Genomic DNA, 12,803 nt, shown 5'->3' with positions numbered 1-12,803 from the left:
GGCCTTAATTTCCGCCCAACTGACCGATCACCTGGCGCGCGACATCGGACAGCGACAGTCCGCCATCCATGGCGGCGCGTTGCAGGCGTTCGTGCGCGGCCTGTTCAGTCAGGCCGTATTGGCTGATCAGCAGCAGCTTGGCGCGGTCGATGCGCTTTTTCTCGTCCAGCGCGCCGCGCACGGTGTTCAAGGCGTCGTCGGTCCGTTGCATGCGCAGGGTCTGTTCGCGCATCATGTCGAGAATCGACCGTTCCAATTCACTGCCCACGCCATCCGCGGGCGGCGTATCCACAATGCGGCTTTGCACGCTGTACAGCATGCTGGGCGCGCGGCCGCTGGCATGGTCGGCATAGCGGCTTAAAAGCAGGCGGCGATCGTCCAGCTCTTGGCGGGTCTCGGTGATGCGGCGGGCGCATTGCTGCGCCAGCGCCTGGGCCAGCAGGCTTTCGACTTCGCGCATGGCGTCGATGCGCGCGGTGTACAGGTCGAACCACAGTTCGGCCAGGGCGCCGTCGACGCGTTGCGCGCTGGAAGTGTGCTGCGCCATGTCGCGCATGCGTTGCACGGGCTGGCCCTGCTGCTGGATCCGTTCCCAGCATTGCAGCGCTGCGCCTTCCGCATATTGGGAATAAGTGTCGAAGCTGCGCCGCTGGTTGGCCGCAAGTCCCAGCATGCGGGCTTTTTGCACGTCGGTGAAGAAGCCCGCCGTGTAGCCCATCACGCCGCAGGCGCGTTCCTGGCCGCTTAGTTCCTTGCCCTGCATGAAATTCAGCAGCGCCACCAGGATGCGGGTGACGCCGGGATCCAGCGCGGAATCGGCCGCTTCGAAGACCACCGCCAGCAGGCTGCCGATCACCTGCGTGAAGCGTGAATCGGTCTCGTCGGCGGATACGGATTGGTCGCGGACCTGTCGGCGCAGCGCGGGCAGCTCGTCCAGGCGGAACAGCGCAAAAGCGATGCAATTGAGCAGGCGCGCGCGGCTTGCGCCGTGGCTGGAATCGGTGGCGTGGGTGTCCAGGAATTGACGCGCGTCCGCTTCGACGCCGACGGCGTCCTGGCTCAGCCCGGCCAGGGCCGGTTGCAGGCGGTCTTGCGGGCTGCACAGCGTCAGGTTGGAATAGCCCCGTTCTTTCTGCAGCGCGTGCACCAGCGCGCTGACGCGCACCACCAATTCGCAGGTGCCCGACAAGGCCTCCAGGCCCTGGAGTTCGCTGCGGCGGGCGGCGAGCAAGAAGCGCAATGGCGGTGGCAGGCGGCGTTCGGCCATCGGAGTCCTGGATTCAGGCGTGCCGGCGCAGGGCCGGCTCGGCAAGCGCCGGCAAGCGCGCGTCGCTGGCGCCGAACATCTGGCAGGCGGCAACCTGGCCGATGACCAGCACGGCCGGGCTGCGCAAGCGGAAGGCGTCGGCATCGCGCGTCATGGCGGCAAGCGTGGAACGGCATTCGCGCTGGTCGGTCAGGGATGCGCGCTCGATCATCGCGACGGGGGTGTCGGCGGCCATGCCGGCCGCCAGTAATTGGCTGCTCATGTCGTGCAGTTTCGCCACTCCCATATAGACCACCAGCGTCGTGCCGCTGCGCGCAAGCCCCGTCCAGTCGGGCACCGTGCCGTCCTGGGAATGGGCGGTGATCAGTGTAACGCCCTGGGCCATGCCGCGTTGCGTCAAGGGAATGCCGCAGGCGGTGGCGGCCGCCAGCCCCGCGGTGATGCCGTTCACGACTTCACAGGCCACGCCGTGGTCGCTGAGCCATTGGGCCTCTTCGCCCGCGCGGCCGAAGATGCACGGGTCTCCGCCTTTCAGGCGTGCCACCCGCAGGCCCTGGCGGGCGTATCGCAACATCAGCCGCTGGATGAATGCCTGCGGCGTGGAACGGCAACCGCCGCGCTTGCCGACGCGCACAAGACGGGCCTGCGCGCAATAGTCGAGCACCTGCGGATTGACCAGGTCGTCGATCAGGACGACATCAGCCTGGTTTAGCGCCTTGACGGCTTTGAGCGTCAGCAGCTCCGGGTCGCCGGGGCCGGCGCCGATCAGCCACACGGTGGGATTCATAACGGCACGCTCCAGGTTTCAAAGAGTGATGGAAAGGATGAGGATGACGACGAACTGGACCAGGCACAGGCCTTTCCAGAACGCGACGGGATTGCGTTCCAGCAGCGGCAGGCGTTCGCCGCGCCGCGCTGCGTCGGGCGGATGCCGCAGCGCATGGGTGAACTCGGACAGCTCTGCCGTGCGCGCGGCGGGGTCCGGGTGCAGCGCAGGGCTAAGCACGCCGTCGATCCAGGCGGGCAGCTCGCGCTCGGCATCCAGCACCGATACATAATTCAGCCGCAGTTGCGCGGCGCGGCTGCGGGCCCGCGCGACCTCGGCGCCATAGGGCAGGCGGCCCGACAGCATCTGGTAGAGCACTGCCGCCAACGAATACAGGTCCGAGCGCACGGTGCCGGCTTCGCCCAGGAAAGTCTCGGGCGCGGCGTATTGCGCCGTGCCCAGCATGGGGGGCGCGTCGTCTTCCTGCGCCGCGCGGTCCAGCAGACCGGCCGTTTGGGCGGAACCCAGGTCGATGATCTTCGCCTGGCCGTCTTCCGTGATCAGGATGTTGTCCGGGCGCAGGTCCTGGTGCACGATTTCCAGCCGGTGGAAGGCCTGCAGGCCGCGCGCGACCTGTTCGATGATCGCGACCGCCTCCTCCAGCGTGGGCCGGGGATGCTCGGCCATCCAGCGCGTCAGGGTACGTCCCGGGATGTGCTCGCTGACGGTGTACAGGTAATGGCGGGGGCGCGGCATCGGCCAGGCGCGCACGACGTGGCGGCTGTCGATGCGGCGGGCAATCCATTCCTCGGTCAACAGCCGTTCCAGGTAGGCGGGATCGTGCCGCATGTCCAGCGACGGGATCTTCAGCACGACGGGTTCGCCGCTGGCGATGTCGCGGGCCAGATACACGTGGCTGCGGTGGCTGGCGCGCAATTCCTCCTGGACGTGGAACCCTTCGAACGTCATGCCGGCGGTCAACAGGGGCGGGCAGGGCAGGTGGCGGCTGTAGCGGGCGATTTCGTCGGCGCGGCGCGGGGGCAGCGCGTCGACCCGGACGATCTGCACGGTCAGGTTGTCGTCGCTGCCGCGTTCATAGGCCAACTGGACCAGGCTGCGCGCCGCCTGGTCCAGCGTGTCCGGATGCGCGTCCAGGGCCCGCGCCACGTCGGCCGCGCCCAGGTGTTCATACGCGCCGTCGGTGGCCAGCAGGAACACGTCGCCCTGTTCGACCGGTTGAGTGTGGTAGTCCACCTCCAGGTGCGGCGCCAGGCCCAGGGCGCGCCCCAGATAGCTCTTGTCCTGCGATATCCAGACGCGATGGTCGTCGGTCAGTTGCTCCATCTTGCCGCCGCGCAGCCGATAGATGCGCGCGTCGCCGATGTGCAGGATGTGGGCGGTCGTGGCTTTCAGCACCATCACGGTCATGGTGCAGACATAGCCCCGGTCGGCGTCGCGGGGCTGGTCGGGATGCTGTCGCTGGCGCGTCTGCGCGTGCAGCCAGCCGTTGGCGGCGCTTAGCACCTTGTGCGCGGACTTCTTCACCGACCACGTTTCGGGCGTGCAGTAATAGTCTTCCAGGAAACTGGCCACCGCGGTTTCGCTGGCAATGTGGCTGACGTTGCTGCTGCTGATGCCGTCGGCCAGCGCAATGGCGATGCCCTTGGCGCCCAGCAGCGGTTCGCCGGGCACGCACAGGCCGTGGAAGTCCTGGTTGACGGGCTTGCGGCCCGGCTCGGTGTGCTGGCCCACCGCGACCTGCAAGGAGGCGGCGGCGGGCTGACGTTCCGTCAAGGTCGGCATCCGCGTGCGGGATCAGTTGAAGCGGCGCTTGGGCGCGGTCTTCATGTGGGTGGTGTAGAGCGTCAGGCCGGTCAGCGAGAGGCCGCCGATCAGGTTGCCCAGCACGACGGGAATTTCGTTCCAGATCATGTAATCCATGATCGAGAAATTGCCGCCCATGATCAGCGCCGACGGGAACAGGAACATGTTGACGATGGAATGCTCGAACCCCATCGCAAAGAACAGCATCACGGGCATCCACATGGCGATGACCTTGCCGCTGACCGATGTCGAGATCATGGCGCCCACGACGCCCAGCGACACCATCCAGTTGCACAGCACGCCGCGGATGAAGATCGTCAGCATGCCGCCGGCGCCGTATTCCTTGTAGCCCAGCGTGCGGTTCTCGCCGATGTGCGAGATCACTTGCCCGACCTTGTTGGGCGGCACCGAAAAGCCGTAGGTGAAGACGATGGCCATCAGCAGGGCGACGGTGAGCGCGCCAAGGAAGTTGCCGATGAAGACCAGGCCCCAGTGCTTCAGGATGGCCTTGACGGTGACCCCGGGCCGCTTGTCGAAGAGCGCCAGCGGCGTCAGCACGAAGACGCCCGTCAGCAGGTCGAAGCCCATCAGGTACAGGATGCAGAAGCCGACCGGAAACAGCGCGGCGCCCAAAATGGGAGAGTCGGTCTGCACGGTGACGGTGACGGCGAACACCGCGGCGATCGCCAGGATGGCGCCGGCCATGAAAGCGCGAATGAGGACGTCGCGGGTCGCCATGTAGATTTTCGACTCGCCGGCGTCGACCATTTTGGTGACGAATTCGGAAGGTACCAGGTAGGACATGTTGTTTCCTATTGCGTTGCTATCGTGAAGTCAGTGTCGGGGCCCGGTAGTCAGGCGATTTCCACGGCGTCGCCGTTCAAGCGCGCCTGCCAGGTGCGCAGCCGCTGTTCCGGGTATTGCACGCAACTTCCGTCGGCCAGCCGGAAGCGCTGCTTGTAAAGGGGAGAGGCCACGACCAGCTCACCGCCCAGATGGCCGATCAGGCCGCGGCCGATGACGTTCGCGCCCGATTTCGGATCGCGGTTTTCAATGGCGTAAAGATCCGGACCGTCCGCGCCGGGCAGGTAGAACAGGGCGATCTGTTCGCCGTCCACAAGCACGACGACACCAGACTGGGCCACCAGGTCCTGCCGCTTGCAGACGGGCCGCCACGTGGGGGTAGGGTGGGGGGCGTTCATCAGGCGATCTCCTCTGCGATGGGAATGACACGGGACGGCACGCGCGCGGGGGCGGGACGGGGCTGGCCGCGTTCCTGCACGAATTGAATGTCGGGGTCGCCGCCGCGCTCGTTCACGAAGGTGCGGAAGCGCTTGAGCTTTTCCGGGTCGTTCAAGGCGTTCGCCCACTCGCATTCGTAGCGGTCGACCACCAGCTGCATCTGCGCATCCAGTTCCGCGCACAGGCCCAGGCTGTCGTTCAGCACCACGTCCTTCAGATAGTCCAGGCCGCCTTCCAGGGATTCACGCCAGACCGAGGTGCGCTGCAGCTTGTCGGCGGTGCGGATGTAGAACATCAGCACACGGTCGATGGTGCGGATCAGCGCGGCGTCGTCCAGGTCGGTGGCGAACAGTTCGGCGTGGCGGGGCCGCATGCCGCCGTTGCCGCACACATACAGGTTCCAGCCGTTCTCGGTGGCGATGACGCCGATGTCCTTGCTTTGCGCCTCGGCGCATTCCCGCGTGCACCCTGACACCGCGAACTTCAGCTTGTGCGGCGAGCGCAGGCCTTTGTAGCGGTGCTCGATGTCCAGCGCCATCTGCACGCTGTCCTGCACGCCATAGCGGCACCAGGTGCTGCCCACGCAGGACTTCACGGTGCGGGTGGACTTGCCGTAGGCGTGCCCGGTTTCGAAGCCGGCGGCGATCAGTTCGCCCCAGATGTCGGGAAGTTCGTGCAACTGTGCGCCGAACAGGTCGATGCGCTGACCGCCCGTGATCTTGGTGTAAAGGTTGTACTTCTTGGCCACCGCGCCGATGGCCATCAGGCCATCCGGCGTGATCTCGCCAGCGGGAATGCGCGGCACCACGGAATAGGTGCCGTTCTTTTGCATGTTGGCCATGAAGGTGTCGTTGGTATCTTGCAGCGGCACCAGGTGCGGGTCCTGGATCGGCCGGTTCCAGCACGACGCCAGGATGGAACCCACGGCGGGCTTGCAGATATCGCAGCCCACATGGCCCTTGCCATGGCTGGCCAGCAAGGCTTCGAAAGTTTCGATGCCACCGACGCGCACGATCGCGTATAGCTCCTGGCGGGTATAGGCGAAGTGTTCACACAGGCTCTTGTCCACGGCGACGCCGCGGCTCGCCAGTTCATGTTCCACCACTTGCTTGAGCAGGCTGGCGCAGCCGCCGCAGCCAGAGGCCGCTTTGGTGCAGCTTTTGACGCCGGCCAGATCGGTGCATCCGCCGTCGATGGCCGCGCTGACCGCGCCTTTGCTGACGTTGTGACAGGAGCAGATGGTGGCGGTGGCCGGCAGCGCATCCACGCCCAGTGCCGGCGCGGCCTTGCCCAGCGGCAGGATCAGGCTGGCGGGATCGGCCGGCGGCGCGATGCCGTTCTGCACGTACTGCAGCAGGGTGTCGTAATAGCGGTTGTCGCCCACCAGCACCGCGCCCAGCACGCGCTTGCCGTCGGCGGACACGATTAGCCTGCGGTAGCTGGACCCGGCCTCGTCGATATAGCGGTAGCTGCGCGCGCCAGGGGTGGTGCCATGGGCGTCGCCGATGGAACCCACGTCCACCCCCAACAGCTTCAGCTTGGTGGACATGTCGGCGCCGGTGAACGGTTGTTCCTCCGCGCCGCACAGCTCGGCCGCGACGATGCGCGCCATTTGGTAACCCGGCGCCACCAGGCCGAACACGGTGCCGTTCCAGGCCGCGCATTCGCCGATGGCGTAGATGTGGTCGTCGCTGCTGCGGCAGCGATCATCGATCACCACGCCGCCGCGTTCCGCCAGCGCCAGGCCGGCTTTGCGCGCCAGCGTCACGTGCGGGCGGATGCCGGCCGAGAACACGATCAGGTCGGTCTCCAGCGGCTCGCCTTCGGCGAAGCGCATGCGGTAGCGGTAGTGCGTGCCCGGCTTGATGTCCTGCGTGGCGCGCGACAGATGCACGCCCACGCCCAGCGCTTCGATGCGGGCGCGCAGCGCGGCGCCGCCGGCGTCGTCCAGTTGCACCGGCATCAGGCGCGGCGCGAATTCCACCACATGGGCTTCCAGATTCAGCGACTTCAACGCGTTGGCGGCTTCCAACCCCAGCAGCCCGCCGCCCACCACCACGCCGCGCCGGGCGCCGGTGGCCGCGGCCCGGATCAGGTCCAGGTCGTCGATCGTGCGATACACCAACCGTGACGCGCCTTCGGCGCCCGCGATCGGCGGAACGAAGGGGTACGAGCCGGTGGCCAGAACCAGCTTGTCATACCGCACGCGGCCGTTGGCAGTCACGATTTCGTGGGCCAGGCGATCGATCTCCAGCACCGGCTCGCCCAGATGCAACACCAAGCCTTCCTGCGCATAGAACGCCGCATCGCTCATCGCCATCGATTCAGCATCGCGTCCATTCAAGTAGTCGGACAGATGCACGCGGTCGTAGGCGCGGCGGGACTCTTCGCCGTAGACGTGGATGCGATAGCGGGCAAGCGCGCCGCGGGCGATCAGCTGTTCGACGCAATGGTGTCCCACCATGCCGTTGCCGATCACGACCAGCGTCTGCAAGGAATCGGGAGTGGCCGTTGCTTTCATGGAGTTCCCCAGGCTTGGATAAGTGAATCAAAAAGGCAAAAGGCGCCCTGGACCTTTCGGTCTGGGCGCCTTTGCCGGGACTGCTCAAGTTGTGGTGCTTGCCTTGCGGCCTGCATGAACACTTAAGCAAAGTCCGTGCCAGGGGACGGCGTAGCGTCCTGGCAGGGGCGCTACGCGTGGGTTTTCATAGGGAAAAGGGCGGCGATGGGGGGCTGGGACGCGCCCATCGCCTTGCCGTGCGGCGCGCTAGCCGTGCTTCAAATCGGTGCAGGAAAGTGTGCGCGGCGCACTGGTTTGGCGCGATGCGCGCTGCCGTGGCTTGTCAAACACGTCAGCCGCGCAGCGCAGCCTCGATCCCGCTGATGTCGATCTTCCCCATGGTCATCATGGCTTCGAACGCGCGCTTGGCTGCGGCCGGATCCGGGTCGATGATCGCGGCGGACAGAATGCGCGGGGTGATCTGCCACGACAGCCCCCACTTGTCCTGGCACCAGCCGCAGACGTTCGCGCTGCCGCCGTTGTCGATGATCGCGTTCCACAGGCGGTCCGTTTCTTCCTGATCGTCGGTGGCGACCTGGAACGAAAACGCCTGGTTGTGCTGGATTCCAGGGCCGCCGTTCAGTCCCAGGCAGGGGATGCCCATCACCGTGAATTCAACAGTCAGGACATCGCCTTGCTTGCCCGAAGGATAGTCGCCGGGGGCGCGGTGGATCGCGCGCACGGCGCTGTCCGGAAAGGTCTTGGCGTAGAACGTCGCGGCCTCCAGGGCGGCGCCGTCGTACCAGAGGCAAATCGTGTTTTTGCTGAGCATCGTGTGTCTCCTGGGTGGATATCCTGCCGTTGCGCCGCGTGCCTGGCGGCGCACGCGGCCAGGGATGGCCGCCACTCAGGCCGGCGCGCGGCACGGCAGGCGCTGGCGTGGGGGCTGATCAAGATTGGGACATTATTGAACTTCCGCCGCGCCCGGGTCGCGTCCAAAATCGTGACATTTGAAACGGGGGTTGAAAGGGAAATGGGGGCGGGCGCGCCGTCAGGCAAACGCCGCTTGCACGGCATCGAAGGCGGCGGCGACCAGCGGATCACCGCGCCGTCCGGCCTGGGTGATGAAGGAGAGCCCCGCCTGGATGGCCAGCCCCTTCACCAGCAGCAGCCCATTGGCCTGGGATTCCCGTAACGCGATGGAGTCCCTGGCTAGCGACAGGCCCACGCCGGACCGCACCAGATCCAGCATGGAGGCTTCCTGATCCACCTCGGCGACCGCGTTGGGCGTAAGCCCCAATGCGTTGAATTTGTCCGACAGCAGGCGATGGTGAACGGAGTCGGGCGGGGTCCAGATCCATGGCAGCGCGGCGATCTCGCTCCATCCACGCCCCGCCACCTGGGCGCTCCAGCCTTTCGGCGCCACCACGTAGTATGCGAACGAAGCCAGCGGCAGCGCGTCCAGGCCGGGCTGGGCGGCCGCGGAAGTCTGGGGGCCCAATGAGAAACCCACATCCAGATCGCCGGCCCGCACCTGCCGGCCCACCGATCCCGACATGCCGTGGCGCAGGGTGGGGCGGATCTTCGGGTAATGCTCCACCAGGTATTGCAGCGTGGCGCCCAGGCGCAGGAATTCGGGGTCCAGGATCGTGCCGATGCGCAATTCGCCCTGCACGGTGTCGCGCAGGGCGCCGATGGCCCGCTGGAAATCCTCCAGCGCGTCCAGGATACGGAGCGCGGACGGCAGCAACGCCCGCCCGTCGGCATTCGGCGCCAGCCCTTGCGCCGTGCGCGAGAACAAGGTCAGGTCCAGCGATTCCTGGAAATTCTTCAACTGAAGACTCAGCGCAGGCTGGGTCAGGTGCAGGTGTTCGGCCGCGCGCGTCAGATTCCCTTCGCGCGCCACGGCGGCGAACGTCCGGATGTGCTTCAGGTCCATGGCGATGTCCGCAAGAGGGGGGTGAGCATTATTAGAGATGCTTATAAGGCGATTTTCAACATTTCATTGGACAGTTCCGGGCTGCTGAGCCAGAGTCACGCCAGATGCCCGGCGCGCGTTCGGACGCCGCAGCCGGGTCGGCTCACCGTGGCGGCAGCCCCTAAAGCGCCGCCAACCAGATAAGAAGAGCTTATGGAGACATACGACATCGTCATCGTTGGCGCTGGGTCGGCCGGCTGCGTGCTGGCCAACCGCCTGAGCCAGGACCCGGGCACTCGGGTGCTGCTGCTGGAGGCCGGCGGCCGTGACAACTACCACTGGATCCATATTCCGGTGGGATACCTGTATTGCATCGGCAACCCACGCACCGACTGGATGTACCGGACGGTCAAAGAGGCCGGCTTGGGCGGCCGTTCACTGATTTATCCGCGCGGCCGGGTCTTGGGCGGCTGCTCGTCCATCAACGGCATGATCTACATGCGCGGCCAGCGCGAAGACTACGAAGATTGGGCCGCGCTGTCCGGCGACCCGGCCTGGAGCTGGGACCAGGTGCTGCCGGTGTTCAAGCGCAGCGAGGACTACCATCGCGGCGCCGACGAGTTCCATGGCGCGGGCGGCGAGTGGCGGGTCGAATCCCAGCGGTTGCGCTGGGACATCCTGGAAGCGTTCGCGGGCGCCGCCGAACAGGAAGGCATTCCGCGCGTGCAGGACTTCAACCGGGGCGACAACTTCGGCAGCGGTTATTTCGAGGTGAACCAGCGCAGTGGCTGGCGCTGGAACACGTCCAAGGCATTTCTGCGCCCCGTGCTTAAACGCCCGAACCTGCATGTCATGACGGGCGCCCAGGCCGAACAATTGGTGTTCGAGGGCAAGCGCTGCGTCGGCGTGCAACTGCGGCGCGGGGGAAAAAGCCTGACGGTGCGCGCAACCCGCGAAGTGGTGTTGGCGGCGGGCGCGGTCAACACCCCGCATCTGCTGGAATTATCGGGCATCGGCGAACCCGCGCGGCTGCGGGAAAGCGGCATTGCGCTGCGCCACGCCTTGCCAGGCGTGGGCGAGAACCTGCAAGACCACCTGCAATTGCGGGTCATCCTCAAGGTCAACGGGGTCAAGACGCTGAATCGCATCGCCTCGTCGTGGCGGGGCAAGGCCGGCATCGGTCTGGAATACCTGCTGAAACGCAGCGGTCCGATGAGCATGGCGCCGTCGCAACTGGGGGCATTCGCCAAATCCGACCCCAGCCAGACGCGCGCCAACGTGGAATTCCATGTGCAGCCGCTGTCGCTGGGCGCTTTCGGTGAACCCCTGCATGCCTTCGACGCGTTTACGGCCAGCGTATGCAATCTGCGGCCGACGTCTCGCGGCAACGTCCATGCGCAAGGGGCGCCCGGTACGCCCGAGGCCGCCACGCCGGTCATCGCGGCCAACTACCTCAGCACCGAAGCGGACATCCAGGTGGCGGCCGATTCGATCCGGCTGGTGCGCCGTATCGCGGCGGCGCCGGCCCTGCAGCGCTATCAACCGCAGGAATGGTTGCCCGGCCCGGCCTACCAGACCGACGAACAGTTGCGCGAAGCGGCCGGCAAGATCGGCACGACGATCTTCCACCCGGTGGGGACGTGCGCGATGGGCAAGGACGCGGACAGCGGCGCGGTGGTGGACGCGCGGCTGCGGGTCTTCGGACTGGAGGGCTTGCGCATCGCCGACGCGTCAGTCATGCCGCTGATCACGTCGGGCAACACCAATTCGCCGACCATCATGATCGCGGAGCGCGCCGCCGACATGATCCGCGAAGAGGCGGGCGTTCAACGCAAGGAACGATAGGTTTCCTTGCGCTGCGGATGGGTCAGCATCACCTGCCAAAGCTGACCCTCGCGCGACCGGAAGAACCCCGCGCAGCACATCAGATAGTATTTCCACATGCGGTAGAAACGTGTGCCATAGCGTTCCTGCAACGCGGGCCACGCGCGTTCGAAGCGGTCCCACCAGGCCATCAGCGTGCGGTCGTAGTCGGCGCCGAAGTTGTGCCAGTCTTCAATGATGAAGCGGTGTTCGACGGCCGCCGCGATTTCGCGGGCAGACGGCAGCTTGCCGTTCGGGAACACGTAACGGTCGATCCAGGGGTCGGTGCTCTGGCTGGTGGCGGCGATGCCGATGGTATGCAGCAGGAAGATGCCGTCCGGCGCCATCAGGCGCTGCACATTGGAGAAGTAGGTGTCGTAGTTCTTCGGTCCCACGTGCTCGAACATGCCGACCGACACCACTTTATCGAAACTGCCTTGCAGGTCGCGGTAGTCTTGCAGCAGCAACTGCACCGGCAGGCCCTTGACCCGTTCCTGCGCCAATGCCAGCTGTTCTTTCGATACGGTCACGCCGGTGACCGTGACGCCATAGTTCTCGGCGGCGAACTTGGCCAGGCCGCCCCAGCCGCAGCCGATATCCAGCAGCGTTTCGCCGGGCTTCAACTGCAGCTTGCGGCAGATCATGTCCAGCTTGGCAAGCTGGGCGTCTTCCAGGGTCTGGGCGTTTTCCCAGTAGGCGCAGGAATAGATCATCCGGCTGTCCAACATGGCCTCGAACACGTCGTTGCCAGCATCGTAGTGCTGCTCGCCGACTTCAAAGGCGCGGTGCTTGGACTGCAGGTTGAAGAGCTTGTGCCGCAAGTGTTCGGCGATCAGCTTGATGCGGGCAACGCCCAGCGCCGCCGATCCCATGTCCGCGCGCAGCAGGCGCGTGAAAAGCTCGTCCAGTTGCTCGCAATCCCATTCTCCGTCCATATAGGACTCGCCCAGCCCCAGCGACCAGCTGGCGAAGACGCGCTCGTACATGTGCTTGTCGTGTACCTGGATGTCCCAGGGGCGCGTGCCGTTGATCAGGACATCGGCTCGGGACAGCACGTCCTGGAGCACTTTGGGCGGTTCGGGGGGAGGGGGGCTGACGGCGGGGGAAGAATGGTCGGTGGTCAGCGGAGAGACAGGACTGCTTTGCTGCATACGGACTCCATATCAATTTTGGGATGACTGATCTGGCAACGCCTGAAGCTCATTACTCTCGCCCCAACGGGCGGGCAACTCCAATTTAATGATTGGATCGCCCCGATAGGAAACGGCAATTTCCCACCGCGCCGGGGAGTGCTTCGAAGAGGATGGGCTTGATCGTAGCGAGGCGCGGGCCGGGTGTCCAGCACGGGCGGCGGGGCGGCGCCAGTCCCTGCCGTTCATGTGATTGTTCGACCGGCGCGATTACACTAGTCCGCCCAGTGCGC

General features: G+C 65.9%; 10 protein-coding genes. 1 reads left to right on the top strand and 9 read right to left on the bottom strand.

Annotation, left to right across the window (positions count from 1 at the left end):
• Positions 1-4 precede the first annotated feature (4 nt).
• The 8 genes from ACE039_RS05505 to ACE039_RS05470 all read right to left on the bottom strand — a co-directional run bounded on the left by ACE039_RS05505 (position 5) and on the right by ACE039_RS05470 (position 9,538).
• Positions 5-1,267 carry a nitrate- and nitrite sensing domain-containing protein gene (locus ACE039_RS05505; protein WP_448710040.1) on the bottom strand — a complete coding sequence of 421 codons (1,263 nt, stop codon included), beginning with the start codon at positions 1,265-1,267 and terminating at the stop codon, positions 5-7.
• 13 nt (positions 1,268-1,280) lie between these two features.
• The gene (cobA, locus tag ACE039_RS05500) at positions 1,281-2,054 is read right to left on the bottom strand and encodes a uroporphyrinogen-III C-methyltransferase (protein WP_105557731.1); all 774 of its coding nucleotides are present in this window, start codon (positions 2,052-2,054) and stop codon (positions 1,281-1,283) included.
• 18 nt (positions 2,055-2,072) lie between these two features.
• Entirely contained in the window at positions 2,073-3,836 is a 1,764-nt protein-coding gene (locus tag ACE039_RS05495) for a bifunctional protein-serine/threonine kinase/phosphatase (protein WP_485821873.1), read from the bottom strand.
• Between the two features lie 12 nt (positions 3,837-3,848).
• Positions 3,849-4,661, bottom strand: coding sequence for a formate/nitrite transporter family protein (locus ACE039_RS05490; RefSeq protein WP_448710042.1), 813 nt, complete (start codon positions 4,659-4,661; stop codon positions 3,849-3,851).
• Between the two features lie 50 nt (positions 4,662-4,711).
• Entirely contained in the window at positions 4,712-5,059 is a 348-nt protein-coding gene (gene nirD / locus ACE039_RS05485; protein ID WP_485821872.1) for a nitrite reductase small subunit NirD, read from the bottom strand.
• Positions 5,059-7,620: a nitrite reductase large subunit NirB gene (gene nirB, locus ACE039_RS05480; RefSeq protein WP_485821871.1), complete on the bottom strand. Its 2,562-nt coding sequence runs from the start codon at positions 7,618-7,620 to the stop codon at positions 5,059-5,061. The genes nirD and nirB overlap by 1 nt, the downstream gene beginning before the upstream one ends.
• Before the next feature lie 331 nt (positions 7,621-7,951).
• On the bottom strand, positions 7,952-8,431 hold the full coding sequence (locus ACE039_RS05475) for a VOC family protein (RefSeq protein ID WP_105557736.1): 480 nt from the start codon (positions 8,429-8,431) through the stop codon (positions 7,952-7,954).
• Positions 8,432-8,650: 219 nt separating this feature from the next.
• Positions 8,651-9,538: a LysR family transcriptional regulator gene (locus ACE039_RS05470; protein ID WP_313462470.1), complete on the bottom strand. Its 888-nt coding sequence runs from the start codon at positions 9,536-9,538 to the stop codon at positions 8,651-8,653.
• A 192-nt stretch (positions 9,539-9,730) separates the two neighbouring features.
• Between ACE039_RS05470 and ACE039_RS05465 the strand changes: the two genes are divergently transcribed.
• A complete protein-coding gene (locus tag ACE039_RS05465) occupies positions 9,731-11,362 on the top strand; it encodes a GMC family oxidoreductase (RefSeq protein WP_485821870.1) in 1,632 nt (543 codons plus the stop codon).
• Here ACE039_RS05465 and cfa read toward each other — a convergent pair.
• Complete coding sequence (cfa, locus tag ACE039_RS05460; RefSeq protein WP_105557739.1) at positions 11,344-12,531, bottom strand: cyclopropane fatty acyl phospholipid synthase; 1,188 nt, start codon at positions 12,529-12,531, stop codon at positions 11,344-11,346. The two genes, ACE039_RS05465 and cfa, sit on opposite strands and share 19 nt — an antisense overlap.
• Between the last annotated feature and the right edge of the window lie 272 nt (positions 12,532-12,803).

The organism is Achromobacter maghribensis (assembly GCF_057334215.1).
Note: the sequence above shows the minus strand (reverse complement) of the source record. Positions and strands in the feature narration are given on the sequence as shown.

What these genes read in the sequence shown, in the direction of transcription:
- ACE039_RS05505 (WP_448710040.1), bottom strand. Translation starts at nt 1,267, where the DNA reads ATGGCCGAACGCCGCCTGCCACCGCCATTGCGCTTCTTGCTCGCCGCC.
- cobA (WP_105557731.1), bottom strand. Translation starts at nt 2,054, where the DNA reads ATGAATCCCACCGTGTGGCTGATCGGCGCCGGCCCCGGCGACCCGGAG.
- ACE039_RS05475 (WP_105557736.1), bottom strand. Translation starts at nt 8,431, where the DNA reads ATGCTCAGCAAAAACACGATTTGCCTCTGGTACGACGGCGCCGCCCTG.
- nirB (WP_485821871.1), bottom strand. Translation starts at nt 7,620, where the DNA reads ATGAAAGCAACGGCCACTCCCGATTCCTTGCAGACGCTGGTCGTGATC.
- ACE039_RS05470 (WP_313462470.1), bottom strand. Translation starts at nt 9,538, where the DNA reads ATGGACCTGAAGCACATCCGGACGTTCGCCGCCGTGGCGCGCGAAGGG.
- ACE039_RS05490 (WP_448710042.1), bottom strand. Translation starts at nt 4,661, where the DNA reads ATGTCCTACCTGGTACCTTCCGAATTCGTCACCAAAATGGTCGACGCC.
- ACE039_RS05495 (WP_485821873.1), bottom strand. Translation starts at nt 3,836, where the DNA reads ATGCCGACCTTGACGGAACGTCAGCCCGCCGCCGCCTCCTTGCAGGTC.
- cfa (WP_105557739.1), bottom strand. Translation starts at nt 12,531, where the DNA reads ATGCAGCAAAGCAGTCCTGTCTCTCCGCTGACCACCGACCATTCTTCC.
- nirD (WP_485821872.1), bottom strand. Translation starts at nt 5,059, where the DNA reads ATGAACGCCCCCCACCCTACCCCCACGTGGCGGCCCGTCTGCAAGCGG.
- ACE039_RS05465 (WP_485821870.1), top strand. Translation starts at nt 9,731, where the DNA reads ATGGAGACATACGACATCGTCATCGTTGGCGCTGGGTCGGCCGGCTGC.